The organism is Amycolatopsis sp. cg9, assembly GCF_041346945.1.
In the GTDB taxonomy this organism is placed as follows: Bacteria; Actinomycetota; Actinomycetes; order Mycobacteriales; family Pseudonocardiaceae; genus Amycolatopsis.
This window is the reverse complement of sequence record NZ_CP166850.1, coordinates 9,951,631-9,975,389: the sequence shown is the minus strand read 5'-3', so window position 1 is coordinate 9,975,389 and position 23,759 is coordinate 9,951,631. Positions and strand designations below refer to the sequence as shown.

The 23,759-nt window shown below is 71.9% G+C and carries 28 protein-coding genes; 21 read left to right on the top strand and 7 right to left on the bottom strand.

Annotated elements, in window-relative coordinates:
• Window positions 1-35: 35 nt before the first annotated feature.
• Together AB5J73_RS45925 and AB5J73_RS45920 are read left to right on the top strand one after the other, a co-directional pair.
• Window positions 36-164, top strand: a complete 129-nt coding sequence (locus tag AB5J73_RS45925; protein WP_370966104.1) for a hypothetical protein — start codon at window positions 36-38, stop codon at window positions 162-164.
• A 251-nt stretch (window positions 165-415) separates the two neighbouring features.
• Window positions 416-1,726 carry a DUF4153 domain-containing protein gene (locus AB5J73_RS45920; protein WP_370966102.1) on the top strand — a complete coding sequence of 437 codons (1,311 nt, stop codon included), beginning with the start codon at window positions 416-418 and terminating at the stop codon, window positions 1,724-1,726.
• Between the two features lie 91 nt (window positions 1,727-1,817).
• On the opposite strand, the gene AB5J73_RS45915 is transcribed toward AB5J73_RS45920, so the two are convergent.
• Together AB5J73_RS45915 and AB5J73_RS45910 are read right to left on the bottom strand one after the other, a co-directional pair.
• Window positions 1,818-2,150: an SSI family serine proteinase inhibitor gene (locus AB5J73_RS45915; RefSeq protein WP_370966099.1), complete on the bottom strand. Its 333-nt coding sequence runs from the start codon at window positions 2,148-2,150 to the stop codon at window positions 1,818-1,820.
• A 58-nt stretch (window positions 2,151-2,208) separates the two neighbouring features.
• The gene (locus tag AB5J73_RS45910; RefSeq protein ID WP_370966096.1) at window positions 2,209-3,843 is read right to left on the bottom strand and encodes a PucR family transcriptional regulator; all 1,635 of its coding nucleotides are present in this window, start codon (window positions 3,841-3,843) and stop codon (window positions 2,209-2,211) included.
• 131 nt (window positions 3,844-3,974) lie between these two features.
• Here AB5J73_RS45910 and AB5J73_RS45905 point away from each other — a divergent pair, with 131 nt between their 5' ends.
• Entirely contained in the window at window positions 3,975-5,465 is a 1,491-nt protein-coding gene (locus tag AB5J73_RS45905) for a CoA-acylating methylmalonate-semialdehyde dehydrogenase (protein ID WP_370966094.1), read from the top strand.
• 1 nt (window position 5,466) lies between these two features.
• Here the strand turns inward: AB5J73_RS45905 and AB5J73_RS45900 are convergent, their stop codons facing one another.
• Complete coding sequence (locus AB5J73_RS45900; RefSeq protein ID WP_370966092.1) at window positions 5,467-6,273, bottom strand: helix-turn-helix transcriptional regulator; 807 nt, start codon at window positions 6,271-6,273, stop codon at window positions 5,467-5,469.
• A gap of 112 nt (window positions 6,274-6,385) precedes the next feature.
• On the opposite strand from AB5J73_RS45900, the gene AB5J73_RS45895 reads away from it, so the two are divergent.
• Window positions 6,386-7,444, top strand: coding sequence for an aldo/keto reductase (locus tag AB5J73_RS45895; protein WP_370966090.1), 1,059 nt, complete (start codon window positions 6,386-6,388; stop codon window positions 7,442-7,444).
• Here AB5J73_RS45895 and AB5J73_RS45890 read toward each other — a convergent pair.
• From AB5J73_RS45890 to AB5J73_RS45875, 4 genes are read right to left on the bottom strand one after another with little or no spacing between them, the layout of a single operon-like run.
• Complete coding sequence (locus tag AB5J73_RS45890) at window positions 7,425-7,955, bottom strand: hypothetical protein (RefSeq protein ID WP_370966087.1); 531 nt, start codon at window positions 7,953-7,955, stop codon at window positions 7,425-7,427. The genes AB5J73_RS45895 and AB5J73_RS45890 overlap by 20 nt on opposite strands.
• A complete protein-coding gene (locus AB5J73_RS45885; RefSeq protein ID WP_370966084.1) occupies window positions 7,952-9,160 on the bottom strand; it encodes a hypothetical protein in 1,209 nt (402 codons plus the stop codon). Before AB5J73_RS45885 ends, AB5J73_RS45890 begins: the two co-directional genes overlap by 4 nt.
• On the bottom strand, window positions 9,157-9,474 hold the full coding sequence (locus AB5J73_RS45880) for a type VII secretion target (protein ID WP_370966081.1): 318 nt from the start codon (window positions 9,472-9,474) through the stop codon (window positions 9,157-9,159). The genes AB5J73_RS45885 and AB5J73_RS45880 overlap by 4 nt, the downstream gene beginning before the upstream one ends.
• Window positions 9,474-9,917 (bottom strand): YbaB/EbfC family nucleoid-associated protein, encoded by a 444-nt coding sequence (locus AB5J73_RS45875; RefSeq protein WP_370966078.1) that lies wholly within the window; start codon window positions 9,915-9,917, stop codon window positions 9,474-9,476. Before AB5J73_RS45875 ends, AB5J73_RS45880 begins: the two co-directional genes overlap by 1 nt.
• A gap of 448 nt (window positions 9,918-10,365) precedes the next feature.
• On the opposite strand from AB5J73_RS45875, the gene hrcA reads away from it, so the two are divergent.
• The 17 genes from hrcA (at window position 10,366) to AB5J73_RS45790 (ending at window position 23,685) form a co-directional block, all read left to right on the top strand.
• On the top strand, window positions 10,366-11,388 hold the full coding sequence (gene hrcA, locus AB5J73_RS45870; RefSeq protein WP_370966074.1) for a heat-inducible transcriptional repressor HrcA: 1,023 nt from the start codon (window positions 10,366-10,368) through the stop codon (window positions 11,386-11,388).
• 31 nt (window positions 11,389-11,419) lie between these two features.
• Window positions 11,420-12,586: a molecular chaperone DnaJ gene (gene dnaJ, locus AB5J73_RS45865; RefSeq protein WP_160703538.1), complete on the top strand. Its 1,167-nt coding sequence runs from the start codon at window positions 11,420-11,422 to the stop codon at window positions 12,584-12,586.
• Between the two features lie 2 nt (window positions 12,587-12,588).
• Window positions 12,589-13,341, top strand: a complete 753-nt coding sequence (locus tag AB5J73_RS45860) for a 16S rRNA (uracil(1498)-N(3))-methyltransferase (protein ID WP_370966071.1) — start codon at window positions 12,589-12,591, stop codon at window positions 13,339-13,341.
• A 361-nt stretch (window positions 13,342-13,702) separates the two neighbouring features.
• On the top strand, window positions 13,703-14,062 hold the full coding sequence (locus AB5J73_RS45855; RefSeq protein ID WP_370966068.1) for a histidine triad nucleotide-binding protein: 360 nt from the start codon (window positions 13,703-13,705) through the stop codon (window positions 14,060-14,062).
• A gap of 83 nt (window positions 14,063-14,145) precedes the next feature.
• Window positions 14,146-15,219 (top strand): PhoH family protein, encoded by a 1,074-nt coding sequence (locus tag AB5J73_RS45850; RefSeq protein WP_290060595.1) that lies wholly within the window; start codon window positions 14,146-14,148, stop codon window positions 15,217-15,219.
• Entirely contained in the window at window positions 15,216-15,782 is a 567-nt protein-coding gene (gene ybeY, locus AB5J73_RS45845) for an rRNA maturation RNase YbeY (protein ID WP_370966066.1), read from the top strand. Before AB5J73_RS45850 ends, ybeY begins: the two co-directional genes overlap by 4 nt.
• Window positions 15,783-15,791: 9 nt before the next feature.
• The gene (locus AB5J73_RS45840) at window positions 15,792-17,138 is read left to right on the top strand and encodes a hemolysin family protein (protein WP_370966064.1); all 1,347 of its coding nucleotides are present in this window, start codon (window positions 15,792-15,794) and stop codon (window positions 17,136-17,138) included.
• On the top strand, window positions 17,131-17,469 hold the full coding sequence (locus tag AB5J73_RS45835) for a cytidine deaminase (protein ID WP_360769690.1): 339 nt from the start codon (window positions 17,131-17,133) through the stop codon (window positions 17,467-17,469). The genes AB5J73_RS45840 and AB5J73_RS45835 overlap by 8 nt, the downstream gene beginning before the upstream one ends.
• Window positions 17,466-18,362, top strand: a complete 897-nt coding sequence (gene era / locus AB5J73_RS45830; protein WP_370966062.1) for a GTPase Era — start codon at window positions 17,466-17,468, stop codon at window positions 18,360-18,362. The genes AB5J73_RS45835 and era overlap by 4 nt, the downstream gene beginning before the upstream one ends.
• A gap of 154 nt (window positions 18,363-18,516) precedes the next feature.
• Window positions 18,517-18,876, top strand: a complete 360-nt coding sequence (locus tag AB5J73_RS45825) for a CD225/dispanin family protein (RefSeq protein WP_086858935.1) — start codon at window positions 18,517-18,519, stop codon at window positions 18,874-18,876.
• Between the two features lie 26 nt (window positions 18,877-18,902).
• Window positions 18,903-19,259 (top strand): CD225/dispanin family protein, encoded by a 357-nt coding sequence (locus AB5J73_RS45820; RefSeq protein ID WP_370966059.1) that lies wholly within the window; start codon window positions 18,903-18,905, stop codon window positions 19,257-19,259.
• Window positions 19,256-19,711 (top strand): DUF2752 domain-containing protein, encoded by a 456-nt coding sequence (locus AB5J73_RS45815; RefSeq protein WP_370966056.1) that lies wholly within the window; start codon window positions 19,256-19,258, stop codon window positions 19,709-19,711. Before AB5J73_RS45820 ends, AB5J73_RS45815 begins: the two co-directional genes overlap by 4 nt.
• 181 nt (window positions 19,712-19,892) lie before the next feature.
• Complete coding sequence (locus AB5J73_RS45810; RefSeq protein WP_370966054.1) at window positions 19,893-21,008, top strand: RDD family protein; 1,116 nt, start codon at window positions 19,893-19,895, stop codon at window positions 21,006-21,008.
• A 63-nt stretch (window positions 21,009-21,071) separates the two neighbouring features.
• Window positions 21,072-21,539, top strand: a complete 468-nt coding sequence (locus AB5J73_RS45805; RefSeq protein WP_370966052.1) for a CD225/dispanin family protein — start codon at window positions 21,072-21,074, stop codon at window positions 21,537-21,539.
• Between the two features lie 52 nt (window positions 21,540-21,591).
• Window positions 21,592-22,416 carry a DNA repair protein RecO gene (recO, locus tag AB5J73_RS45800; protein WP_370966049.1) on the top strand — a complete coding sequence of 275 codons (825 nt, stop codon included), beginning with the start codon at window positions 21,592-21,594 and terminating at the stop codon, window positions 22,414-22,416.
• A 40-nt stretch (window positions 22,417-22,456) separates the two neighbouring features.
• A complete protein-coding gene (locus AB5J73_RS45795) occupies window positions 22,457-23,272 on the top strand; it encodes an isoprenyl transferase (RefSeq protein WP_370966047.1) in 816 nt (271 codons plus the stop codon).
• Window positions 23,269-23,685 carry a YbjN domain-containing protein gene (locus AB5J73_RS45790; RefSeq protein ID WP_370966044.1) on the top strand — a complete coding sequence of 139 codons (417 nt, stop codon included), beginning with the start codon at window positions 23,269-23,271 and terminating at the stop codon, window positions 23,683-23,685. The genes AB5J73_RS45795 and AB5J73_RS45790 overlap by 4 nt, the downstream gene beginning before the upstream one ends.
• Window positions 23,686-23,759 lie beyond the last annotated feature (74 nt).

The following is a 23,759-nucleotide window of genomic DNA, read 5'->3' as shown; positions in this document are numbered from 1 at the left end:
AAAGCGGCAGACGACCGCGGACGGCGGAGGGGCGGGTGCGGCTGGTGGTGTGCGGCGGCCGGGCGTGGCGGGTGGTGCGGGTGCGGATGGCGGCGGGGTGGGTGCGGCTGGTGGTGTGCGGCGGGCGGGTGTGGCGGGCGGTGCGGATGCGACCGAAGGAGTGATGGGTGCGGCTGGTGGTGTGCGGCGGGCGGGCGTGGCGGGCGGTGCCGGCGTGGCGGGTGTTGCGGGTGCGACCGGCAGAGGGGCGGGCGTGGCGGGCGCCGCGGGTGCGACCGGCGGTGGCGTAGCCGTCGCCGCACCGCCCGTCCTCCTCCACCAGCTCCCGCCACCGAAGTCCGCAACCGTCCCCCTGCCCCCGGCTGTCCTCCCCGCCGCCGGCATCGCCGGTGTCGCCGGGGCCCTCGTCCTTCCCGTGGACCGGCCCGGCATCGGGTGGCTGCTCGCCGCCCTCGCTGTCGCCATCGCCGTGACCGTCGCCAACCGGGGTCGCTTCAGCTGGGCCGATGCGAGCTGGGCCCTCCTGGCCCTCGCCCTCCTGAGCGTCGGGACCTTCCGCGCCTCGGGCTGGCTGTTCGCCCTCTGCGTGCCCACCGCCGTCGTGGCCGGGTCGCTGGCCGTCGTCGGGCCGCGGACCGTCCACAGTGTCCTCTACGACATGGTCGCGGTGCCCCTCGAAGCCCTCCGCGCCATTCCGTGGGCCGGGCGCGGCCTCGGGCGCTTCGCTGCACGGAGGGACGGCGTCGCCCGGCGGATCGCGCTCGCCGTGCTCGGGTCCGCCGCGCTCGTCGCCGTCTTCGTGCCGCTGCTCGCCAGTGCCGATGCCGCCTTCGCCGCCGTCGTCACCGCCGTGATCCCCGATCTCAGTCCCGCGGTGCTCGTGCGGTGGTGCGTGGTCTTCTTCGTCGTCGCGCTGCTCGTCGCCGGGGCCTGCTACTTCCTCGCCGCGCCCGCGGAAAAGGCAGGCAGCGAAAGTCCTAAGCGAACCAAATACGGTCTGGAATGGACGGTCCCGCTCGTCGTCCTCATCGTGCTGTTCAGCGTTTTCGTCGCCGTCCGGCTGGTCGTGCTCTTCGGCGGCACCGAGTACGTCCTGCGCACCAGCGGCCTGACGTCGGCGGAGTACGCCCGCAGCGGCTTCTGGCAGCTCTGCGCCGTCACCGTGCTCACGCTCGCCATCGTCTCCGCCGCCCTGCGCTGGGCCCCGAACACGACGAAGGCCGACCGGCTCCGCCAGCGCGTCCTGCTCGGTGCGCTGAGCGCGTTGAGCCTCGTGCTCGTCGGCTCGGCGCTCAGCCGGATGGGGACCTACCAGGAGGCGTACGGCTTCACCGTGCTGCGGCTGCTGGTCGAGGTCTGCGAACTGTGGTTCGGCGCCGTGTTCGTCCTGGTGCTCGGCTCCCTGATCCGGCTGCGCCCGGGGTGGCTGCCGCGCGCCGCGATCGGGACGGCCGCCGTCGCGCTGCTCGGGCTCGCCGTGCTCGACCCCGAACGGCTCATCGCCGACGCCAACCTCGACCGCGCCGCCGCCGGGAAGCCGCTGGACCACCGGTACCTGGCCGGGTTCTCCGCCGACGTCGTGCCGGTGGTCGAGGCGCGGCTGCCGGAGCCGCTGCGCACCTGCGTGCTGCGGCAGGTGCTGGCCGGCGACACCGCGGACGGCTGGCCCGCCTGGAACCTCGCCCGCGCCTCGGCACGTGACGTACCTCTCGGGCGCTGCGGCTGAACCGGACCGGCCGGTCAGGCGTGGTTAACCACATGCGCGGAAGCCACCGGGCCGTCGTGGGGGCGGTCCGGCGGCTTCCGCGCGTCCGGGGTCAGAAGGCGAAGACGTCGTCCGAGTCGCGGTCGGCGGCGCAGCGGTTCGGGTACGTCGCGCGGAACGACACCGGCTTGCCGCGCCAGGTGCCGACCACCGTGACGTCCACCGGGGCGTAGATCAGCGTGCAGGCCTGGTGCCGGGCGGTGATCTTCGAGAAGTCGCCGTCCACGCCGGAGAGCACCGCGCACGCCTTGCCGCGCTTGGGGTGCGTGCCGCCGGTCGGCTCGCAGGTGAGCACGACCGAGCCGATCCGGTTGGCGGTGTCGTGGGTGGTCAGCTGCAGCGTCGACGCCGGCGGCTGCGCGGGCGCGAGGCAGCTCAAGCTCATCAAGCAGGCAGCGAAGGGGAGTAGGGCCATATCGGTGTCATCGGCAGCCCCGGGCCGATCACTGTGCTCCACGTCCGGGTGAGTCTTCTTCGCTCGGCCGGGTGAGGTCCGACGCCAGCAACGCGACGTAGAGCGAGAGCATCGACTCCGGGTCCTCCAGCCGGACGCCGAGGACCTGCTCGATCCGGGCGAGCTGCTGGTAGTACGCCGTCCGGGAGGTGTGCGCGGCCGCGGCCGCCGCCGACTTGTTGCCGCCCTGCTCGCAGTAGTGCCGCAGCGCCTGGACCAGCCGGCTGCCCGAAGCGGCGTCGCGCTGCAGCAGCGGGCCCAGCTCCCGGTGCGCGAACGCCGTCACCCGCTCGTCGCCCGCCAGCAGGTGCAGCAGGCCGCGCAGGCGGACGTCGGACAAGCGGTGCAGGACGCGCTCGTCGCCCGAACCCAGCGCGGCCGCCGCGACGTGCGCCGCCTCCTGCAGCGTCCGGCGCGCTTCGGCGGGGGACGACACCGTGGTCCCGACCGCCAGCACGCCGGGCGCGCTGCCCCTGGCCTCGTGGACGTCGGTGGCTAGCCGGTGCAGCACGGCGTCGGCGTTGGCCTCCCGCGACAGCGCGAGCAGTGCCCGCACCCCGAGGTCGTCGGTCGCCACCAGCGCCGACACCTTCGCGCGGCGGGCCGCCAGCACCGTCGCCTCGGCCAGCTCGCGCAGCACCGGCGGCGTGGACAGCGCGGGCCGGGTGCCGGTCAGCCGCGGCCGGACCGCCAGCCCGACCAGCTGCCGCCCGGCCAGCGGCACGGCGAGCGCCGAGGCCCGCGCCAGCAGCTCCGACGACGGCGCCGGCGAGGCGAGCAGCTCGGCCAGCACCGCGCGGTGGGCCTGCCGTTCGAGACCGTCGGAGTCCTTGGCGACCAGCCGGTGCACGGCCAGCGCGGACGCCGCCCGCTCGGCGACCACCCGGTGGCGGTGCGGCGGCTGGTCGGCGCAGACGAGGACCAGCCGGCCCCAGTCGTGCCCGCGCGCGCCGACCACGGTGACCAGCCAGCCCGAACCGGGGTGGTAGCCGGTCCGCTCGCCGACCTGGACCACCCGCGAGCGCGCCGGCCAGCCGGCGAGCAGCTCGGCCGGGTCCGTGCCGGCCGCGTCGTAGGCGAGCACTTCGTGCGAGAGCGTCTCCAGCACCACCGGCTGCTCGGTGAGCCGGGCGACCTCACCCAGCACGACGCCGGGTTCGGCGCCCGCGACGGTCAGCGCGGTGAACGTCTCGTGCACCCGCTCGGCGGCGCGCAGCTCGGCGACCTGGGCGTCGACGATCTGGCCGTTGACCGCCTCGGTGACGCTCACGAACCGCGTCTCGCGCGAGAGCGTGACCAGCGGCAGGCCGTGCTCCTCGGCCGCCTCGACCAGCGCGGCGGGCAGCTTGTCGCTCCAGTGCCGGACCAGCTCGATCACGACGCCGGCGGCGCCGACCCCGGCCAGGTCGGCGACGTAGCGGGCCAGCGCCGGGCCGTCGTCGGGAAGCGCGACCCCGGTGGTCAGCACCAGCTCGCCGCCGCGCAGCAGGTGCGCGATGTCGGCGACCTCGGCGACGTGCGCCCAGCGCACCGGCGCGTCCAGTCCGGCCGCGCCGGCGACGACGTGCGGGCGGCCCTGGCGCAGCACCGGCAGCGCGAGCGCCTCGGCGACGGTCGGGTACATGGCTCCTCGGATGATCGGCAGGGACAGACTGTACGGCCGGGAGGCAACTGGCGTACACGTTGCCGATGGCCTGGCGTGGCGCCCGCCCGGAGACTCGGGTGGACGTCCCCCGAGCGAAGGAGCGCACCGCCGTGAGCGACCGCATCAGCCACTGGATCGACGGCAAGCCGTTCACCGGGACCCCCGCGCGCAGCGGCGACGTGTTCGACCCGGCCACCGGTCAGGTCCGCGCGCAGGTCGACTTCGCGGGCGGCGCCGAGGTCGAAGCCGCCGTCGCCGCGGCCAAGGCGGCGCTGCCGGGCTGGCGCGGGACTTCGCTGGCGGGGCGGACGCGCGTGCTGTTCGCCTTCCGCGAGCTGCTCTCGGCCCGCAAGCACGAGCTGGCGAAGATCATCACGAGCGAGCACGGCAAGGTCGAATCGGACGCGGCGGGGGAGATCGCCCGCGCGATCGAGAACGTCGAGTACGCGTGCGGCGCCGCGCAGCTGCTGAAGGGCGGCTTCAGCGAGAACGCCTCCACCGGCGTCGACGTCTACTCGATCGCCCAGCCGCTCGGCGTCGTCGGCGTGATCTCGCCGTTCAACTTCCCGGCCATGGTGCCGCTGTGGTTCGTGCCCAACGCGCTGGCCTGCGGCAACACCGTCGTGCTCAAGCCGAGCGAGAAGGACCCGTCGGCGGCGGTGTTCATCGCCGAGCTGTTCGCCGAGGCCGGGCTGCCCGCGGGTGCGCTCAACGTGCTGCACGGCGACAAGGCCGCGGTCGACGGCCTGCTGGAGCACGCCGACGTCAAGGCGATCTCCTTCGTCGGGTCCACGCCGATCGCGCGCTACGTCTACGAAACCGGCACCCGGCACGGCAAGCGCGTGCAGGCGCTCGGCGGGGCGAAGAACCACATGGTCGTGCTGCCGGACGCCGACCTCGACCTGGCCGCCGACGCCGCGGTGTCCGCCGGGTTCGGCTCGGCGGGGGAGCGCTGCATGGCGGTGTCGGTGGTCGTCGCCGTCGACCCGGTCGGCGACGAACTGGTCGCGAAGATCGCCGAGCGGATGGCGCGGCTGCGCGTCGGCGACGGCCGCGACCCCGAGTCCGAAATGGGCCCGCTGGTCACCAAGGCGCACCACGAGCGCGTGGCGTCCTATGTGGACGCCGGCGTCGAGTCGGGCGCGGCGCTGGTCGTGGACGGGCGGGGCATCGAGGTGCCCGGCGACGGCTTCTGGCTCGGCCCGACGCTGTTCGACCACGTCCGCCCGGAGATGTCGATCTACACCGACGAGATCTTCGGCCCGGTGCTTTCGGTGGCGCGCGCGGCGTCCTACGACGACGCGCTGGAGCTGATCAACGCGAACCCGTACGGCAACGGCACGGCCGTCTTCACCGGTGACGGCGCGGCCGCGCGGAAGTTCCAGAACGAGGTCGAGGTCGGCATGGTCGGCGTCAACGTGCCGATCCCGGTCCCGGTCGGCTACTACTCCTTCGGCGGCTGGAAGGACTCGCTGTTCGGCGACAGCCACGCGTACGGGCCGGAAGGCTTCCACTTCTTCACCCGGACGAAGGTCGTGACGTCGCGGTGGCCGGACCGCTCGCACGCCGGGGTCAACCTGGGCTTCCCGCGCAACTCCTGAGTCAAGCGCCGAGGGCCGAGCGGCTCTCGGCGTCGGCGGGACGGCAGATCATCAGCCGCTGGTCCGTGTCCTGCAGCGGCATCAGGACCTCGAAGTCCACGGCGATCACCCCGGCACCGGGGTGGCGCAGCACCTTGCTCCCGCGGCCGTTGACCTTCACGTCCCGCTCGGCCCACAACCGCGCGAACTCCTCGTTGCCTTCGGTGCATTCGGCGATCAGGCCGGTCAGCACCTCGTCCTCGGGGTGCGTGGCCCACGCGGTGCGCAGGTGGGCGATCCCCTCGCGCACGACACGTTCGCGGTCGACGTAGTACTCGCGGATCTCCGGGTGCAGCAGGCACAGCCACATCGCGTTGCGCCGAGACGGCGGCAGGGCGCCGAAGTCCAGCAGCAGCCGCGCCATCCCGTCGTTCCAGGCGAGGATGTCGAAGCGGTGGTTCATCAGCATGGCGGGCAGCGGCGCCAGGTCCTCGACCAGCCGCGCGAGCGACGGCACCGCGGTGGTGGCGGGTTCCCCGGTGGCGCGGGGGCGCTGCCCGGCGAGGTCGAAGAAGTAGGCGCGCTCGGCGGCGGTCAGGCGCAACGCCCCGGACAGCGCTTCCACCACGGCCGCCGACGGCCGCAGTCCGCGTGCCTGCTCCAGCCGCACGACGTAGTCGACGCTGACCCCGGCCAGCTCGGCGACCTCTTCGCGGCGCAGTCCGGGCGTCCGCCGCGACCGGCGCACGGGCAGGTCGAAGTCACGCGGGTCCAGGCGTTCTCGCCGGGTTCGCAGGAACGCGGCCAGCTCCACGGTGGCGGTGCTCATGCCGGGTCCAACCGGCAGGGTGGGAGCGCTGTTCCCAGGAAGGTCCTTCCCTTACCCGCCGAGCGCCGCCGGCCGAGGCTGGGCGCACGGATCACGGACACAGGAGGACACGATGGCGCTCACCCTCGACACCTACCGGCTGCTGGGCCGGTCCGGGCTGCGGGTCTCGCCGCTGGCACTGGGCACGGCGACCTTCGGCACCGAGTGGGGCTGGGGCGCGGAGGCGGCCGAGGCACGCAAGCTGTTCGACACCTACGTCGAGCGCGGCGGCAACTTCGTCGACACGGCACCGACGTACACCGACGGCAGCTCCGAGCGGCTGCTCGGCGAATTCGCCCGCGACCACCGCGAAAGCCTGGTGCTGGCGACCAAGTACACGACGCTGCGCCGTCCCGGCGACCCGAATTCCGGCGGCCCGCACCGCAAGAGCCTGTTCGGGTCGGTGGAGGCGAGCCTGCGGCAGCTGGGCACCGACTACCTCGACCTGCTGCTCCTGCACGTCTGGGACTTCACCACGCCGGTCGAGGAGATCCTGCGCGGCCTCGACGACCTGGTCCGCCAGGGCAAGGTCCGGTACGTGGGCATGTCCAACGTCCCGGCCTGGGAGGTTTCGCGGATGCAGGCGATCGCCGACCTGCGGGGCTGGACGCCGCTGATCGCGCTGCAGGTCGAGTACAGCCTGATCCGGCGGGACGCCGAACGCGACCTGATCCCGATGGCGCGGGAGCTGGGGCTCGGGGTGACGCCGTATTCGCCCCTGGGCGGCGGCGTGCTGTCGGGCAAGTACCGCGCCGCCGCCGCCGAGGAGAGCACCCGCCGGAGCTTCAACGTCGGCCTGGGCATGGTCACCGACCGAACGCTCGCCATCGCCGACGTCGTGTCCGAGGTCGCGGCCGAGGCGGGGCACACGCCCGCGCAGGTCGCGCTGGCCTGGACCCTGCGGAACCCGGGCGTGACCGCGCCCGTCGTCGGCGCCCGCACGCTCGCCCAGCTCGAAGGCAACCTGGGTGCGCTCGACGTCGAGTTCACGCCGGACCAGCTGGCCCGCCTCGACGAGGTGAGCGCGCTCGACCTCGGCTACCCGCACGACCTGCTCGGCAGCGGGCACATCCGCGCGGTCACCCGCGGCGACCTCGAGATCGAGCCCCGGGTCACGCCGGCAGGACGGTGATCAGCAGCCGGGCCCGCGGGGTGAGCAGGACGGTGTTGTTCCGGTCCGGCTGGATCCGCAGGCCACTCGTCCGGTAGAGCTGGAACTCCTTGCCGCCCGCCGTGAGGTAGTGGTGCTCGTTCATGCCCTTGCTGAGCCGGGTGGAGAGCACGATCGGGTACTCGCGGTCGGGCCGCTGCCTGCCGAAGTCGTGGGTCCAGCCGGTGATCGCGACCAGCCGCCCGTCCCGCACGTCGGCCAGCCGGCGGCCGCAGACGAACGCCAGCCAAGCGGCCAGCGCGAGGAGGGGGAGCGCCGTGCCGAGGGCCGCGGCCACGGTGGCGCCGGTGAGCCGGGCGCCGAACCGGGTGTCGATCGTCGAGACCGGCACGACCACCGCGACGACGAGCGCCGCGACCGCGACGACCGCGGCCACCCAGAACGAGCCGTCGAGCACCTTCCCCCGCTGCGCGGGGTGGAGCCGGCCCTGCCGGTTGGCCAGCTCCACCTCCGCCTGCCCGGCCGTGGTCACTCGCCTTCACCCTCCGGGTGTTCCTTTTCGTAGGCCTCTTGGCCTTCGTGGTAGCGGTCGATCTGCTCGTTTTCCTGGCGGCGGGCTTCGGCACCCACGCCGACGCCGTCCGCGACGTTGAAGCCGGGGACCTTGCCGCCGCCTTCGCGCCACTCCTTCTGACTGAGGAAGCTGCGGCCGTCGTCGGACAGCTTGTCGCCGAGCCCTTCGACCTTCTCGCGGCCGGGGACGTGCTCCTTGGCGGCGTCGCTCCACCCCTTGGCCGTCTCCTCGGCGGACTTCGCCTCCTTGCCCGCCTGCTTCAGCTCGTTGGCCCGCCGCTCGATGTTCGCCGCCGTGTCGACGCTCTTGTCCACGATCTTGTCGACGCCCTTGCCGACCTTCTTCAGGGCGTTCGCCGCGCCTTCGAGCGCCGCCTTCGACTTGCCGGCGCCTTTGGCCAGGCCTTCGAGCTTCTCGACGATCTTCGCGATCCGCGTGCTGATCTTCTCGGCGAGGACCCCGCCTTCGACGACCGTGTCGGCGATGAACGCCGCGATCGTGCCGCCGAAGGTGCACCACGACGCCGCCAGCGCGGCCAGCGCCTTGACGATCAGCTCGCCCACGAACGACGAGATCATGTCGCGGATCAGCCCGCGCTCGGTGCCGACCAGCGCGGCGCCGACGTTCATCGCCGTCGACGCGCTGTCGGCGTGCGAAGCCGCTCCGCGCAGCACGCCGACGTAGCTCTCCGCCGTCTTCTGGTACGCCTCGGCGGACCCGCAGTCGCTGTACGACTGCTGGACCTTCTTGGCCTGCTGCTCGTACTGCTCGGCCGTCTCGGTGAGCTGCTTCGCGATGTTCGTCCAGGTCACGGCCTTGGCGGTGACGGCCTCGGGCTTGCCGGCGAGCTTGTCGAGGCCGTCCTTGAGGAAGCTGATGTGCTCGATCAGCCAGCCGACGCCGGCACTCGCCAGCGTGCCGAGCGGGTCCATCGCCGCGCCGAGCAGGTCGAGGGCGTCGGTGCCGACGTCCATCGCGAGGTTGCCCCAGTCGCCGTTGCGGGCGTCGGTGAGCGTCGACGCGGCGTCGCTGAAGATGCCCGCGCCGCCGGTCTGGGCGTTGACGTTGTCGAGCTCGCCCTTCGACGAATCGCCCATCCCGCTCCAGAAGCCGGTGCTCGGCTCGCTGGTCGCGACCAGGGGGTTCTCCTGCGTCTCGGTCATGCCGGCAGCTCCTTGCCGATGCCTTCGATCAGGCCCTTCGTCGTCTGTTCGTGCTCGGTGAAGGCACCGTGGGCGGTCTTCACCCGGTCGGCGACCTCGTGCCCGGCGTCGACGGCCGCCCGGAGGAAGTCCTCGGCCTGGCTCGTCCAGATCTGGATCGGCGCCGCGAAGACCTGCCCGACGAGCCCGAAGGCGTCGAAGTCGAGCGCCTGCGCGCTGCCGGCGGCGTCGAGGGCCTGCTGCACCTTGTCGGCGATCTCACGGATCTCGTCCTCGTGCCCGCCGAGGACGTCGAAGTCGACCTTCATCGCCATCAGAGCCCCCGGCGCAGGATCGGGCCGCCGAAGTCCTCGTCGTCATCCCGCCGAGGTGGCCGGGCCGGGCGCACCGGCGGTGGCGGAGGTGTCTCGGCCGCGAATTCCCAACGCGGTGCTTTTTCTGCTTCTTCGGGCAATTCGGGCGCGGGGATCTGCTCCTGGAGGAAATGCATCGCGTCGCTGTCCGGGCCGATCACCGGCGCCATGATCGCGGTCAGCTGCTGCGCGGCATCGACCTGCGCGCGTTTGGCGGCCGCGAGGACGGCCTGGGCGAGCCGGGTCCGCGGCAGCTCGTCGGCCCGCGGGCCGAAGCTGAGTTCCTGCAGCGCACCGCTGGTGTTGACGGTGACCGTGACGGCCCCGTCGGCACTCGAAGCGGTCGCCGAGACGTGCTGGAGCCGGGCTTTCGCTTCGGCCGCGCGCCGGGCGATTTCGGGCATTCCGGCCGAAGCCGGTTCAATTCGGTTCACGGCGACCTCGGAAGTCGGGGAAGGGCATGCGGATCAGAGGCAGCAAACCGCTTTTCGGTTCCCCCATCAAGCCGGAAATCCCTTTCGAGAACCGCGCATGGGAATTGATTTGGGTTCCCTTTACCCGGCTGGGCCGCCGGGGTCGGGCGTCGGTGTCGAGTGCGCCAGGGTCGCGAATGACTCATTCGGGACCAGGCGGGTCCCGAATGAGTCATTCGCGACGCCTCGGCCTCGCCCAGGTCGAGCACGATCGGCGCGGCCGCGGCGGGCCCGGCGGCGGCCGCTCCTCACCCGGCGAGACCACCGTCCGTGCGCGACCCTGCCTCCACCACCCCGCGGCGACGACCGGGGTTGAGCACGACCGGCTCAGGCTTCCGTAAACTCGGGGTCGGCAGCGAGCGAGGTAGGTGAGGAACCGGTGGCCAACGCGGAGGAGCGCCGCTTCGACGTGCTGCGCGCGATCGTCGCGGACTACGTCTCCAACCAGGAGCCGGTCGGGTCGAAGGCGATCGTCGAGCGGCACAACCTGGGCGTGTCGAGCGCCACCGTGCGCAACGACATGGCCACCCTCGAAGAAGAGGGCTACATCACCCAGCCGCACACCAGCGCCGGGCGCGTGCCCACCGACAAGGGGTACCGGCTCTTCGTCGACCGGCTCTCCGAAATCAAGCCGCTGAGCGCCGCCGAGCGCCGGGCGATCACCACCTTCCTCGACAGCGGCACCGACCTCGACGACGTCCTCAAGCGTTCCGTCCGGCTGCTCGCGCAGCTGACCCGGCAGGTCGCCGTCGTCCAGTACCCGATGCTGACCAACGCCAAGGTGCGGCACCTCGAAGTCGTGCCGCTCACCCCGGCGCGCCTGATGCTGGTGCTGATCGCCGACAACGGGCGCGTCGACCAGCGCACGGTCGACCTCGGCGACGTCGTCACCGAAGAAGACGTCAGCCGGCTCCGGACCGTCCTCAACACCGCCATGACCGGACGGCGGCTCAACGACGCCGCGGCGCGGGTCGCCGAGCTGCCCGACAAGTCGCCCGGCGAACTGCGCGACGCGCTCATCCGCGTCACCACGGTCCTGGTCGAGTCGCTGGCCGAACACCCGGAAGAACGCCTGGTCCTCGGCGGTACCGCCAACCTCACCCGCAACGTCGCCGACTTCCCCGGCTCACTGCGCCAGGTCCTCGAAGCCCTCGAGGAACAGGTCGTCGTGCTCAAGCTGCTGGCCGCCGCGCGCAACCCCGGTGCGATCACGGTGCGCATCGGTGAGGAAAATGAAGACGAGCAGATGCGCAGCACCTCGGTCGTGTCGATCGGCTACGGCCAGGACATGGTGCTCGGCGGCATGGGGGTGGTCGGCCCGACCCGGATGGACTACCCCGGCACGATCGCCGCGGTGCGCGCGGTCGCCAACTACGTGGGGCAGATCCTGCACGGCCGCTGAGCCGCGCAGAGCAGAAGGAGAAGCGAAGACGGTGGCGAGGGACTACTACGGCATCCTCGGGGTGGCGAAGAACGCGAGCGATCAGGAGATCAAGCGCGCGTACCGGAAGCTGGCCAGGGAGCTGCACCCCGACGTCAACCCGTCGGAAGACGCCCAGCACAAGTTCGGCGAGGTCACCACGGCCTACGAAGTGCTGTCGGACCCGCAGAAGCGCAAGATCGTCGACCTCGGCGGCGACCCCATGGACGGCGGCGCGCGCGGCGGGGGCGGCGGCGACCCGTTCGCCGGCTTCGGCGGCCTCGGCGACATCATGGACGCCTTCTTCGGCGCGGCGGGCGGCGGCGGTGGCGGCCGCGGCCGGGGCCCGCGCAGCCGCGTCCAGCCCGGCTCCGACGCCCTCATCCGGCTCGGCCTCAGCCTCGAGGAGTGCGCCACCGGCGTCGACAAGGAAATCGCCGTCGACACGGCGATCGTCTGCGACCTCTGCCGCGGCGCCGGCACCTCCGAGGGCACCTCGGTCAAGACCTGCGACACCTGCGGCGGCGCCGGCGAGGTCCAGTCCGTCCAGCGGTCCTTCCTCGGCCAGGTCGTCACCGCCCGCCCCTGCCCGGTCTGCCGCGGCTTCGGCGAGGTCATCACCGACCCCTGCCGCCAGTGCGGCGGCGACGGCCGCATCCGCGCCCGCCGCAACGTCACCGCCAAGATCCCGCCGGGCGTCGGCGACGGCATGCGCATCCGCCTCTCCGGCCAGGGCGAGGTCGGCCCCGGCGGCGGCCCGGCCGGCGACCTCTACGTCGAGATCGACGAGACCCCGCACGAGGTCTTCGTCCGCCAGGGCCACGACCTGCACTGCAACTTCCGCATCCCGATGACGACCGCCGCGCTCGGCGCCACCGTGCCCATCGCGACCCTCGTCGACGGCGACTACGAACTCGACATCGAACCCGGCACCCAGCCCAACGCCGAGCTCGTCCTCACCGGCAAGGGCATGCCCCGGCTGCGCTCCTCCGGCCGCGTCGACGGCCGCGGCGACCTGCACGTCCACATCGACGTCCAGGTGCCGACCAAGCTCGACGACGCCCAGCGCGAGCTGCTGGTCGAGCTGGCCCAGCAGCGCGGCGAGGAAGCCCCGACGCTGTCGTCGAACGGCAAGCACGGCGGCCTGTTCGCCAAGCTGCGCGCCAAGAACCACCGCTGACCGTGCCCGACACCACCCTGCCGGTCTTCCTCGCGGCCGCGGTGCCCACCAGCGGCACCGCGGTCCTCGACGGCGAGGAAGCCCGGCACGCGGCCACCGTCCGCCGGCTGCGCGCGGGGGAGCGGCTGGTGCTGTCCGACGGCGCCGGCGCCATGGCCCGCTGCGTCGTCGAAGCCGTCCAGCCGGGCCGGGACGCCGCACTGACCCTGACCGTCGAGGCGCGCTGGACCGAGGAACCCCCGGCCCTGCGCGTCGTGCTCGCCCAAGCCCTCGCCAAGGGCGACCGCGGCGAACTCGCCGTCGAACTCGCCACCGAAGCCGGCATCGACGCGATCGTGCCCTGGCGCGCCGCCCGCAGCGTCGCCAAGTGGGACGACGGCGGCCGCGGCGGCAAAGCCCTCGCCCGCTGGCGCGCCACCGCCCGATCCGCCGCCAAGCAAGCCCGCCGCGCCCACATCCCCGACGTCACCGAACCGGTCACCACTCGCGAACTCGCCGGCCTCATCGCCACCACCTCCCTCGCGATCGTGCTCGAATCCGACGTCCCCGACCGCCTCCCCGACCTCACCCTCCCGGACACCGGCGACCTCCTCCTCGTCGTCGGCCCCGAAGGCGGCATCACCGACGACGAGCTCACCACCCTGCGCGAAGCCGGCGCCCAGGCCGTGCGCCTCGGCACGACGGTCCTGCGCACCTCCACCGCCGCCGCGGTCGCCCTCGGTGCACTAGGGGCCCTGACCACCCGCTGGCGCTGAAAAGATCAACCCCGAAAAAACCGGGTAATTTGCGCCCAGTTATGGCGCGATCACACTCCGACCCGTTACTCTCGTTTACTAACGCGCCACCCACCGTTTCGGCGCGCCACTGGGAAGAACACGGACCCCGCCGGGCACCTCCCCCCTCGGTCCGGCGGCAGCCGCGGCAGCGGTAGATCGACCCCCAGGGTCTACCGCGCCGCGGCATCTTCCTCCGCTTCGCTTCGTCAGTTGCCGCGTTGCGTTCGTTGTGTCTTCTGGGGGTCAGACCCCCAGACCCCCAGCCGGGGCATGCCCCGGACCCCCGCGAGTGCCGCTCGGTGCGGGTGTGTGGGGCGGGGCGGCTGGGTAGGGTGCTTGCATGAGTGACGCTGCTGAGACGCTCTTCGAGCGGATCATTGCTGGTGAGATCCCTGCTGATGTCGTCTATCAGGATGAGACGACCTTTGCTTTTCGGGATATTCGGCCGCAGGCTCGGGTTCATGTGCTCGTTGTGCCCAAGAAGCGGTATCGGAACCTTGGGGAGCTCGCTGCTGCCGAGCCGCAGTTGCTTGCTGACGTTGCGTTGACGGCGCGTCGCGTTGCGGAGCTTGAGGGTGTGCTCGAGAGCGGGTATCGGGTGGTCTTCAACACTGATGGTGATGCTGGGCAGACCGTCTTTCACGTGCATGCCCATGTTCTCGGTGGGGAGCCGCTCGGGTTGTTCGGGGCCGGTGCGTAAACCGGCCTGCGTCTTGTCGGGGGGTGCCAGTAGCATCGGTGGGGTCCAGTCGTCACTCACCGAGAAAGCAGGCCTGAGGCCACGTGGCCGGAACCGTACCGGGTGGTGCCGCCCGACCCGACGTCCCCGGGGACGTCGCCAAGACCGAGGATGGCGCTGTTCAGGCTGCGCAGTCGCGGTTTCCCATTCCTGATGCTGCCGCTCTGAGCTTGCTCGGGTCCCGCGATGAGAACCTGCGGGTCGCCGAGGAGCTGCTTGCCGCTGATGTGCACGTTCGGGGCAACGAAGTCACCTTGACCGGCTCGCCGGCTGACGTGGCGTTCGCGGAGCGCGTGTTTGCTGAGCTGGTGCAGCTCGCCGGTGGGGGGCAGCAGGTGGGGCCCGACACCGTGCGGCGCACCATCGGGATGCTCTCGACCGGGGACGCGTCGCCGGTCGAGGTGCTCAGCCTCAACATCGTTTCGCGGCGCGGGAAGACCATCCGGCCGAAGACGCTGAACCAGAAGCGGTACGTCGACGCCATCGACAAGCACACCGTCGTCTTCGGCATCGGACCCGCCGGTACCGGCAAGACCTACCTGGCGATGGCCAAGGCCGTCCAGGCGCTGCAGGCCAAGCAGGTCACGCGGATCGTGCTGACCCGCCCCGCCGTCGAGGCCGGTGAGCGGCTCGGGTACCTGCCGGGCACCCTCAACGAGAAGATCGACCCCTACCTGCGGCCGCTCTACGACGCGCTGCACGACATGGTCGAGCCCGAGTCCATCCCGCGGCTCATGCAGGCCGGCACCATCGAGATCGCGCCGCTCGCCTACATGCGCGGCCGCACCCTCAACGACGCCTTCATCATCCTCGACGAGGCGCAGAACACCACGCCCGAGCAGATGAAGATGTTCCTCACCCGGCTCGGCTTCGGCTCCAAGATCGTCGTCACCGGCGACATCACGCAGGTCGACCTGCCCAGCGGGCAGCGCAGCGGCCTCCGCGTCGTCCGCGACATCCTCACCGGCGTCGAGGACCTGCACTTCGCCGAGCTGACCAGCCAGGACGTCGTCCGGCACAAGCTCGTCGGCGACATCGTCGACGCCTACGAGAAGTGGCAGGCCGTGCAGGACGCGCAGGGACAGCAGGGCAACGGCTGGAAGGGCAACCGGCGTTGAGCATCGAGATCGCCAACGAGTCCGGCGTCAACGTCGACGAGACGTCCATCGTCTCCGCCGCCCGCTACGCCCTCGACAAGATGGAGGTCAGCCCGCTCGCCGAGCTGTCCATCCTCCTCGTCACCCTCGACGTCATGGAAGACCTCCACGAACGCTGGATGGACCTGCCGGGGCCCACCGACGTCATGGCCTTCCCGATGGACGAGCTCGACTCCTCCCGCCGCCCCGACGCGCCCGACGCGTCACCGGCGCTGCTCGGGGACATCGTGCTCTGCCCGGCGTTCGCCAAGGACCAGGCCAAGACCGCGGGCCACGCCCTGATCGACGAGCTGCACCTGCTCACCGTGCACGGCTGCCTCCACCTCCTCGGGTACGACCACGCCGAGCCCGCCGAGGAACGCGAGATGTTCGCGCTCCAGAAGCGCATCCTCGGCGAGTACCAGGACGCCGTCGCCGCGCTGGACAAGCAGGATGCCCAGCGCAACACCGACGACCGCGTCCTCGGCATCGCCGGACTCGACGCGGCCGAGCCGAGCCCCGCGCCGCCGGGAGAAACGCCCTAGGCGTCAGCCATGGTCCAGCTCCTCTTCGCGATCGCGCTCGTGTTGCTCGCGGGCGTGTTCGCGGCGGCCGACGCCGCCGTCAGCACCGTGTCCCAGGCCCGGGCCGACGGCCTCGCCCGGATGGGCCTGCCCGGCGCCCGCCACCTCGCCGCGGTCGTCGCCGAACGGCGCCGGCACATCAACCTGCTGCTCCTGCTGCGCCTCGGCTGCGAGCTCACCGCCACCGTGCTGGTCACCGTCTTCGTCGGCACCCGGCTCCAGCCGCTCGGCCTCGCCGTGCTGGTCACCGGGGTCGTCATGGTCGTGGTCAGCTACGTCCTCATCGGCGTCGGCCCCCGCACCCTCGGCCGCCAGCACCCCTACCGCATCGGCCGCTACGTCGCCGGGCCCGTCCGCGTCCTCGGCTCCGTCCTCGGCCCGCTGTCCCGGCTGCTGATCCTCATCGGTAACGCCATCACCCCCGGCCAGGGCTTCCGCGAAGGCCCGTTCACCTCGGAAGTCGAGCTGCGCGAACTCGTCGACCTCGCCCAGGAACGCGGCGTCGTCGAGGACTCCGAGCGCGAGATGATCCACTCGGTGTTCGAGCTCGGCGACACCGTCGCCCGCGAAGTCATGGTGCCGCGCACCGAGATCGTCTGGATCGAGCGCACCAAGACCGTCCGGCAGGCACTGGCGCTGGCGCTGCGCACCGGCTTCACCCGCCTGCCGGTGATCGACGAATCGGTCGACGACATCGTCGGCGTCGTCAACATCAAGGACCTGATGGCCGCGTACATGGACCCGGACGGCGCGAGCACCATCGTCAGCACGCTGATGAACGAAGCGTCCTTCGTCCCCGACTCGAAGCGCCTCGACGAGCTGCTGAAGGAAATGCAGCGCTCGCACAACCACATGGCGATCGCGGTCGACGAGTACGGCGGCACGGCCGGCCTGCTCACCATCGAAGACGTCCTCGAAGAGATCGTCGGCGAGATCACCGACGAGTCCGACGCCGACGAGCGCCCCGAGGTCGAGGAGCTCGACGGCGGCGCCGTCCGCGTGTCGTCCCGGATGGGCGTCGACGACCTGGGCGAACTGTTCGGCATCGACCTCGAAGACCACGACGTCGAGACCGTGGGCGGGCTGCTCGCGGAACGACTGGGTAGGGTCCCGCTGCCGGGGGCCGAAGCCGAGGTCGCCGGCCTTCGGCTGTTCGCCGAAGGGGGCAAGGACCGGCGCGGCCGCATGCGGATCACCTCCGTCGTGGTGCACCCGGCCGACGCCGACGCGATGACGGACCCGGCCGACCGGACCACCCGCCGCCGCACCCGCGTACCCCACCCCGACGAACGCGACAGGAGCGTCGAACATGCCTGACCTCGAGGCGGATGACCAGAAGCTGGTCGTGCTGGCCCGGTCCTCGCGCGCCCGCATCCAGGCCCCCGAGGGCGCCGCGGTCCGCGACACCGACGGCCGCACCTACGCCGCCGGCACGGTCGACCAGCCGTCGTTCAAGCTCACCGCGCTCCAGGCCGCGGTCGCCGCCGCCCTGTCCAGCGGCGCCGAGGGCATCGAGGCCGCCGCCGTCGTCAGCGAAGAAGGCCTGCTCAAGGGCGCGTCCGTGCACGCGGTCCGCGACATCGCGAAGTACGCGCCGATCATCCTGGCCGCCCCGGACGGCACGGTGCTCGAGGTGCTCGAGCGATGACGGAACACCGCTCCGGCTTCGCCTGCTTCGTCGGCCGCCCCAACGCGGGGAAGTCGACGCTGACCAACGCCCTCGTCGGCACGAAGGTCGCGATCACCTCCAGCAAGCCCCAGACCACCCGGCACGCCATCCGCGGCATCGTCCACCGCGAGGACGCCCAGCTCGTCCTCATCGACACGCCCGGCCTGCACCGCCCCCGCACCCTGCTCGGCGAGCGGCTCAACGACATCGTGCACACGACGTGGTCCGAAGTGGACGTCGTCGGGTTCTGCGTGCCGGCGAACGAGAAGATCGGCCCCGGCGACAAGTTCATCGCCGCGGAGCTGACGAAGATCGCCAAGCGAACGCCGGTGATCGGCATCGTCACCAAGACCGACCTCGTCCAGCCCCAGCAGGTCGCCGAACAGTTGCTTGCCCTGCAGCAAGTGATGGACTTCGCCGAGCTGGTCCCGGTGTCCGCAGTGGACGGCTTCCAGGTCGACACGCTGGCGAAGCTGCTCGTCGAGCGGCTGCCCGAAGGCCCGCAGCTCTACCCGGGCGGCGAGCTCACCGACGAGCCCGAGCAGACCCTGGTCGCCGAGCTGATCCGCGAGGCGGCGCTGGAAGGCGTCCGCGACGAGCTGCCGCACTCGATCGCCGTCACCGTCGAGGAGATGCTGCCCCGCGAAGGCCGCGACGACCTCATCGACGTGCACGCGTTCCTGTACGTGGAGCGGCCCAGCCAGAAGGGCATCATCCTCGGGCACAAGGGGGAGCGCCTGCGCGAGGTCGGCGCCACCGCGCGCAAGCACATCGAGCGGCTCCTCGGCTCCAAGGTCTACCTCGATCTGCACGTCAAGGTGGCCAAGGACTGGCAGCGCGACCCCCGTCAGCTGCGGCGTCTCGGCTTCTGAATTCCTGGTCTCATTTCGGTCGCGACGGGAGCAATCCCCGCGCGCGGGCGGATCAGTACCCCTACAGTTCGCACCTCGACCACACCGCGGCCGATCGGGGCGGCGGCGGAACCGGTGGTCGTCCGTGGAGCACGACGAAGGGGACCGACCGAAAATGACCGACAGCCAGGGCATGCCCAACTACCCCGGCGACCAGCCCGGCGGGCAGCCGAACTACCCCGGCGGCCAGCCGGGCGGGTACCAGCCGGGCCCGCCCCCGAGCAACAACCTGGTGTGGGCCATCCTCACCACCATCCTCTGCTGCCTCCCGTTCGGCGTCGTGTCGATCGTGCAGGCCGCGAAGGTGAACGGGCTCTGGGCGCAGGGCCAGACCGCCGCCGCGCAGGAAGCCGCCGACTCCGCCAAGAAGTGGGCGATCATCTCGGCGGTCGTCGGTGTCGCGTGGCTGGTGCTGTGGATCATCCTGATGATCGCGGGCGTCTTCACGTTCGGCACGGGCACGACGTCATACTGACGTAGCCGAACAGCAGGAGGATCCCGGTGACCGACCAGTACCCGCCGCCGTACCTGCCCCCGGGCGGGCCGCCGCCCGGCTACGGCTACGGCTATCCGCCGCCGAACTACGGGCCACCGCCGGACAACAACATGGTCTGGGCGATCCTGAGCACGGTGCTCTGCTGCCTGCCGCTGGGCATCGTCTCGATCGTGAAGTCCAGCCAGGTCAGTTCGCTGTGGTTCCAAGGCATGCACGCCGAGGCGCAGAAGGCGGCCGACGACGCCCGCAAGTGGGCGATGTGGTCGGCGATCACGACCGGGATCCTCCTGGTGCTCTACGTCGCGTTCATCGTGGTGATGATCGTGGTCGTCGGAGCCAACGCGGACCGGTTCACGCCGTGACCGCGACGACCGTCTACACGGGAATCCCGGCTCGGGGCACGAAGGCCAAGCTGCGGGCGCTCGCGCCGCCGCTGGCCCTCGTGGCCGGGCTCGGCGTGTGCTGCGCGGTCGTCTGGGTCGGCGATCCGACCACCCCGGGCGGGTTCCTGCCCGTCTGCCCGACCAAGGCGCTGTTCGGGATCGACTGCCCGGGCTGCGGCGGCATGCGGATGGCGTACAGCCTGATGCACGGGGACATCCCGGCCGCCCTGCACTACAACGCCGTGTCGTTCGTGGTCGTGCTCCTGTTCGTCTGGAGCACGGCCGCGTGGACCCTCGGGCGCCTGCGCGGTCGCGCGCTGGACAGCTGGTTGCACTGGCGCTGGACACCGCTGGTGTTTTCCGTCGTGTTCGTCGTCTGGTTCGTCATCCGCAACCTCCCGTTCGCGCCGTTCACCGCGTTGCGCGTCTGAATCCCGGGCGACCCGGAACCGGTGATCCGTTCGCCGCGTCGGACCGGTGCGCGGGTCACCCGGACAGCCGACGCCTGGGAGGCGCGGCCGTGACCGGAGCGAGTACGCTCCCGCGGACCGGACCGATGAGGGCGGATCCGTTTCCGCGCGTCGGGGAAGTGACCAGCGAGGGGAAGACCCAATGACCGATCCCTACGGCCAGCAGTCCTTCGGGCAGCAGCCCGGGGGCCAGCAGCCGTTCGGACAGCCGGGGCCGGCGCCGTACGGCCAGCCGGCGCCGTACGGGCAGCCCGCGCCGTTCGGCCAGCCGGGTACCCCCTTCGGCGCCCCGCGGAACTACGCGACCTGGGGACAGCGTGCCCTCGGCTGGCTCGTCGACATCGGCCCCATCGTCGTGCTCTACCTGATCTTCGGCCTGCTGTTCCTCGTCGCCGGGCAGGTCGCGTCGCTGATCACCATCCTGGCCGTGCTCGCGTGGCTCGGCTGGCTCGCCTGGACCATCTACAACCGGTGGATCCAGCAGGGCAACACCGGCCAGTCCATGGGCAAGCGGATGGCCAAGATCAAGCTGGTCCGCGAGGACAACGGGCAGCCGGTCGGCGCGGGCATGGCGTTCCTGCGCGACCTCGCCCACTTCGTCGACAACGTCATCTGCTACCTCGGCTGGCTGTGGCCGCTGTGGGACGACAAGTCCCAGACGCTGGCCGACAAGATCGTCGGCACCGTCGTCGTCCAGGCCGACGACGCCGCTCCCGCACCCTTCGGGCAGCCGGGCGCGCAGCAGTTCGCGGGTGGTTACCCGCCGCCCGGCCAGTTCGGCCAGCCGGCGCCCGGCGGGTTCCCGCAGCAGCCGCCCTCCGGTGGGTTCGAGCAGCCGCCGTCCGCGCCCGGCGGGTTCGGCCAGCCGCCGGCCGCCCCGGGTGGCTTCGGTCAGCCGCAGCCGGGTGGGTTCGGGCAGCCGCAGCCGGGTGGGTTCGGGCAGCCGCCGCAGTCCGGTGGCTTCCCGCAGCAGCCCGCGTCCGGCGGGTTCGAAGCGCAGCAGCCCGCGCCGGGCGGGTTCGGCCAGCCGCAGCCGCCTTCCGGCGGGTTCCCGCAGCCGGGCCAGCCGCTCGCCCCGCCGCCGGGCGGGTCCCCGTTCGACGACCAGCCCGAGCGCACGCAGATGCTGCGCCCGGACGCCGGCGGCGCGTCCGCCTTCGACGAGCAGGCCGAGCGCACCCAGATGCTGCGTCCCGAAAACCAGGACGAGGCCGAGCAGACCCGCAAGATCGACCCGGGCCAGTTCGGCCAGCACTAGCACTTCCCGCACGACCGCCGGGGTGACCCGGCGGAAAATCACGAGTAGTTGGGGTAGAAGTTCATGACCAATCCCTACGGCCAGCAGCAGCCCTACGGCCAGCAGCCGCAGCAGCCGGGCTACGGCCCGCCGTCCGGCGGCACGCCCGCGCCCTACGGTCAGCCTGCGCCGTACGGCCAGCCCGCGCCGTACGGCCAGCCGCCCACCGGCGGGTTCGGCGCCCCCGGCTACGGCATGCCCGGTGGTGGTGGCGACATCAACCAGATCAAGGACTACAAGGGCTGGGCGATCGGCTGCATCTTCCTCTTCTGGATCCTCGCGATCTTCGCGATCATGAAGTCCAACGAGGTCCAGACGTACAAGATGCAGGGCAACTACGCGATGGCGGAGCAGGCGTCGAAGACGACCAAGACGCTCTGCCTGATCGCGACCATCATCGGTGGCCTCAGCTGCGTGACGGTGATCATCGTCTGGATCATCGCGCTGGCCGCCGCCTCCAGCGTCAGCTACTGCTCGGGCTACTACTGCTGATTCCCGCGGGGCGCACCGCCCCGGCATCGCCCGGAAGTGGGACGATGTCGGGGTGGTGAACCTCTACCGCGACACCGGGGTGGTGTTGCGCACGCACAAGCTGGGTGAAGCCGACCGGATCGTCACCCTGCTGACCCGGCGGCACGGCAAGGTCCGCGCCGTCGCGAAGGGCGTGCGGCGGACGTCGTCCCGCTTCGGGGCCCGGCTGGAGCCGTTCGGCCACGTCGACGTGCAGTTCTACACCGGGCGCACGCTCGACGTCATCACCCAGGTCGAGACCGTCGACGCGTTCCAGCTGCCGCTGGTCGCCGATTACCAGCGCTACACCGCGGCCAGCGCGATCGCCGAAACCGCCGACCGGCTCTCCGCCGAAGAAGGCGAACCGGTGCTCAAGCTCTACCTCCTCGTCTGCGGCGCGCTGCGGTCACTCGCCGCCGGGGAGCGCGACGCGTCCCTCGTGCTCGACGCGTTCTTCCTCCGCGCGATGTCCTACGCCGGCTGGGCGCCCGCGCTCACCGAGTGTGCCCGCTGCGGCCTGCCGGGCCCGCACGTCGCGTTCAGCGTCCCGGCGGGCGGCTCGATGTGCCAGGACTGCCGCGTCCCGGGTTCCGTGCACCCCGCGCCCGAGGTCCTCGACCTGCTCACGGCCCTGCTGCACGGCGAGTGGCCGATGGCCGAGGCGACTCTGCCGGGCACCCGCCGCGACGCGAGCGGCCTGGTCGCGGCACACCTGCAGTGGCACCTGGAGCGCCAGCTCCGGTCCCTTCCCCTCGTCGAGCGGCGGGCCCGGGAGACCGCGGCGACGTCCGTGGCTTCGCCCCGAGCCGGGGACTCCGCCACCCGGACCCCCGAAGAACAGGTGGTGCCCGGGCAGTAGGGTCGGGCTGATCGGTTTCGCCCATCCAGGGAGGCTCGCAGTGCTGCGCAGGGGACGCGAGAGCAAGGCGTCGCGGTACGAGCTGCGGGCCCCGGATCCGCACCCGTCCGGCGCGAAGCCACCGGAGATCCCGCGCGAGCTGGTGCCGAAGCACGTCGCACTGGTCATGGACGGCAACGGCCGCTGGGCCAACCAGCGCGGCCTGCCGCGGATCGAGGGCCACAAGCGCGGCGAAGCGGTGATGATCGACGTCGCCGCCGGAGCCGTCGAAATCGGCGTCAAGTGGCTCTCGGTGTACGCGTTCTCGACGGAGAACTGGAAGCGCAGCCCCGAAGAGGTGCGGTTCCTGATGGGCTTCAACCGCGACACCATCCGCCGCCAGGTCGACTACCTCGGCTCGATCGGCGTGCGCATCCGGTGGGCGGGCCGCCGTCCCAAGCTGTGGGCGTCGGTGATCAAGGAGCTGCAGGCGGCCGAGGAAAAGACCAAGCACAACACGGCGCTGAACATGACGATGTGCGTCAACTACGGCGGCCGGGCCGAGCTGGGCGACGCGATGCAGCGGATCGCCCGCGACGTCGCGGACGGCAAGCTGGACCCGGGCAAGGTCACCGAGAAGACCATCGGCAGGTACCTGTACCAGCCGGACATGCCCGACGTGGACCTGTTCCTGCGGCCGTCGGGGGAGCAGCGGACGTCGAACTTCCTGCTGTGGCAGTCCGCCTACGCCGAGATGGTCTACCAGGACACGCTGTTCCCGGACTTCGACCGGACGCACCTGTGGCGGGCGTGCCTGGAGTTCGCGAAGCGGGATCGCCGCTTCGGCGGCGCCGTGGACCAGGCGGCGTCGTCGTGAGCGCGACGGAAGCGGCGGAGACCGCGGAGCTGCTGACGCAGGCGAAGGAAGCGCTCGAGCGCTACCTCGAGGTGCGCGTCGACGACGACGGCGCGCTGACGTTCTCCCACGGCGACGTCCCGTGCGTCATCCAGGCGACCCGGCTCGGCGAGGGGCTCACCGTGCTCTCGCTGACCTGCGTGGTCGCCTGGGACCAGGCGGACGGGCCGGGGCTGTCGGTCGCGGTCGCCGAACGGGCGGGGCAGGGGCTGTTCGGCACGCTCGGCGTCGGGCACACGGACTCCGGGGTCGACGTCACGCTGCGGTACGCGTTCCCGGCCGCGGGCCTGGACGCGTCGGCGCTGGGGACGTTGCTCATGCTGGTCGTGTCGACGGCCTCGCAGCTGCGGACCGACCTGCCCGGGATCGCCTGACCGGTTTGCGGCCCTCCGGGTAACCCACCCGGGGTGGAGATTCCGCCGCGAACGGCGGATTCCGGTCGGAAACG

What these genes read in the sequence shown, in the direction of transcription:
- era (WP_370966062.1), top strand. Translation starts at nt 17,466, where the DNA reads ATGACGGAACACCGCTCCGGCTTCGCCTGCTTCGTCGGCCGCCCCAAC.
- AB5J73_RS45910 (WP_370966096.1), bottom strand. Translation starts at nt 3,843, where the DNA reads ATGTACCCGACCGTCGCCGAGGCGCTCGCGCTGCCGGTGCTGCGCCAG.
- AB5J73_RS45840 (WP_370966064.1), top strand. Translation starts at nt 15,792, where the DNA reads ATGGTCCAGCTCCTCTTCGCGATCGCGCTCGTGTTGCTCGCGGGCGTG.
- AB5J73_RS45880 (WP_370966081.1), bottom strand. Translation starts at nt 9,474, where the DNA reads ATGGCGATGAAGGTCGACTTCGACGTCCTCGGCGGGCACGAGGACGAG.
- AB5J73_RS45875 (WP_370966078.1), bottom strand. Translation starts at nt 9,917, where the DNA reads ATGCCCGAAATCGCCCGGCGCGCGGCCGAAGCGAAAGCCCGGCTCCAG.
- AB5J73_RS45895 (WP_370966090.1), top strand. Translation starts at nt 6,386, where the DNA reads ATGGCGCTCACCCTCGACACCTACCGGCTGCTGGGCCGGTCCGGGCTG.
- AB5J73_RS45835 (WP_360769690.1), top strand. Translation starts at nt 17,131, where the DNA reads ATGCCTGACCTCGAGGCGGATGACCAGAAGCTGGTCGTGCTGGCCCGG.
- AB5J73_RS45805 (WP_370966052.1), top strand. Translation starts at nt 21,072, where the DNA reads ATGACCAATCCCTACGGCCAGCAGCAGCCCTACGGCCAGCAGCCGCAG.
- AB5J73_RS45885 (WP_370966084.1), bottom strand. Translation starts at nt 9,160, where the DNA reads ATGACCGAGACGCAGGAGAACCCCCTGGTCGCGACCAGCGAGCCGAGC.
- AB5J73_RS45810 (WP_370966054.1), top strand. Translation starts at nt 19,893, where the DNA reads ATGACCGATCCCTACGGCCAGCAGTCCTTCGGGCAGCAGCCCGGGGGC.
- AB5J73_RS45915 (WP_370966099.1), bottom strand. Translation starts at nt 2,150, where the DNA reads ATGAGCTTGAGCTGCCTCGCGCCCGCGCAGCCGCCGGCGTCGACGCTG.
- AB5J73_RS45825 (WP_086858935.1), top strand. Translation starts at nt 18,517, where the DNA reads ATGACCGACAGCCAGGGCATGCCCAACTACCCCGGCGACCAGCCCGGC.
- AB5J73_RS45900 (WP_370966092.1), bottom strand. Translation starts at nt 6,273, where the DNA reads ATGAGCACCGCCACCGTGGAGCTGGCCGCGTTCCTGCGAACCCGGCGA.
- AB5J73_RS45855 (WP_370966068.1), top strand. Translation starts at nt 13,703, where the DNA reads ATGAGTGACGCTGCTGAGACGCTCTTCGAGCGGATCATTGCTGGTGAG.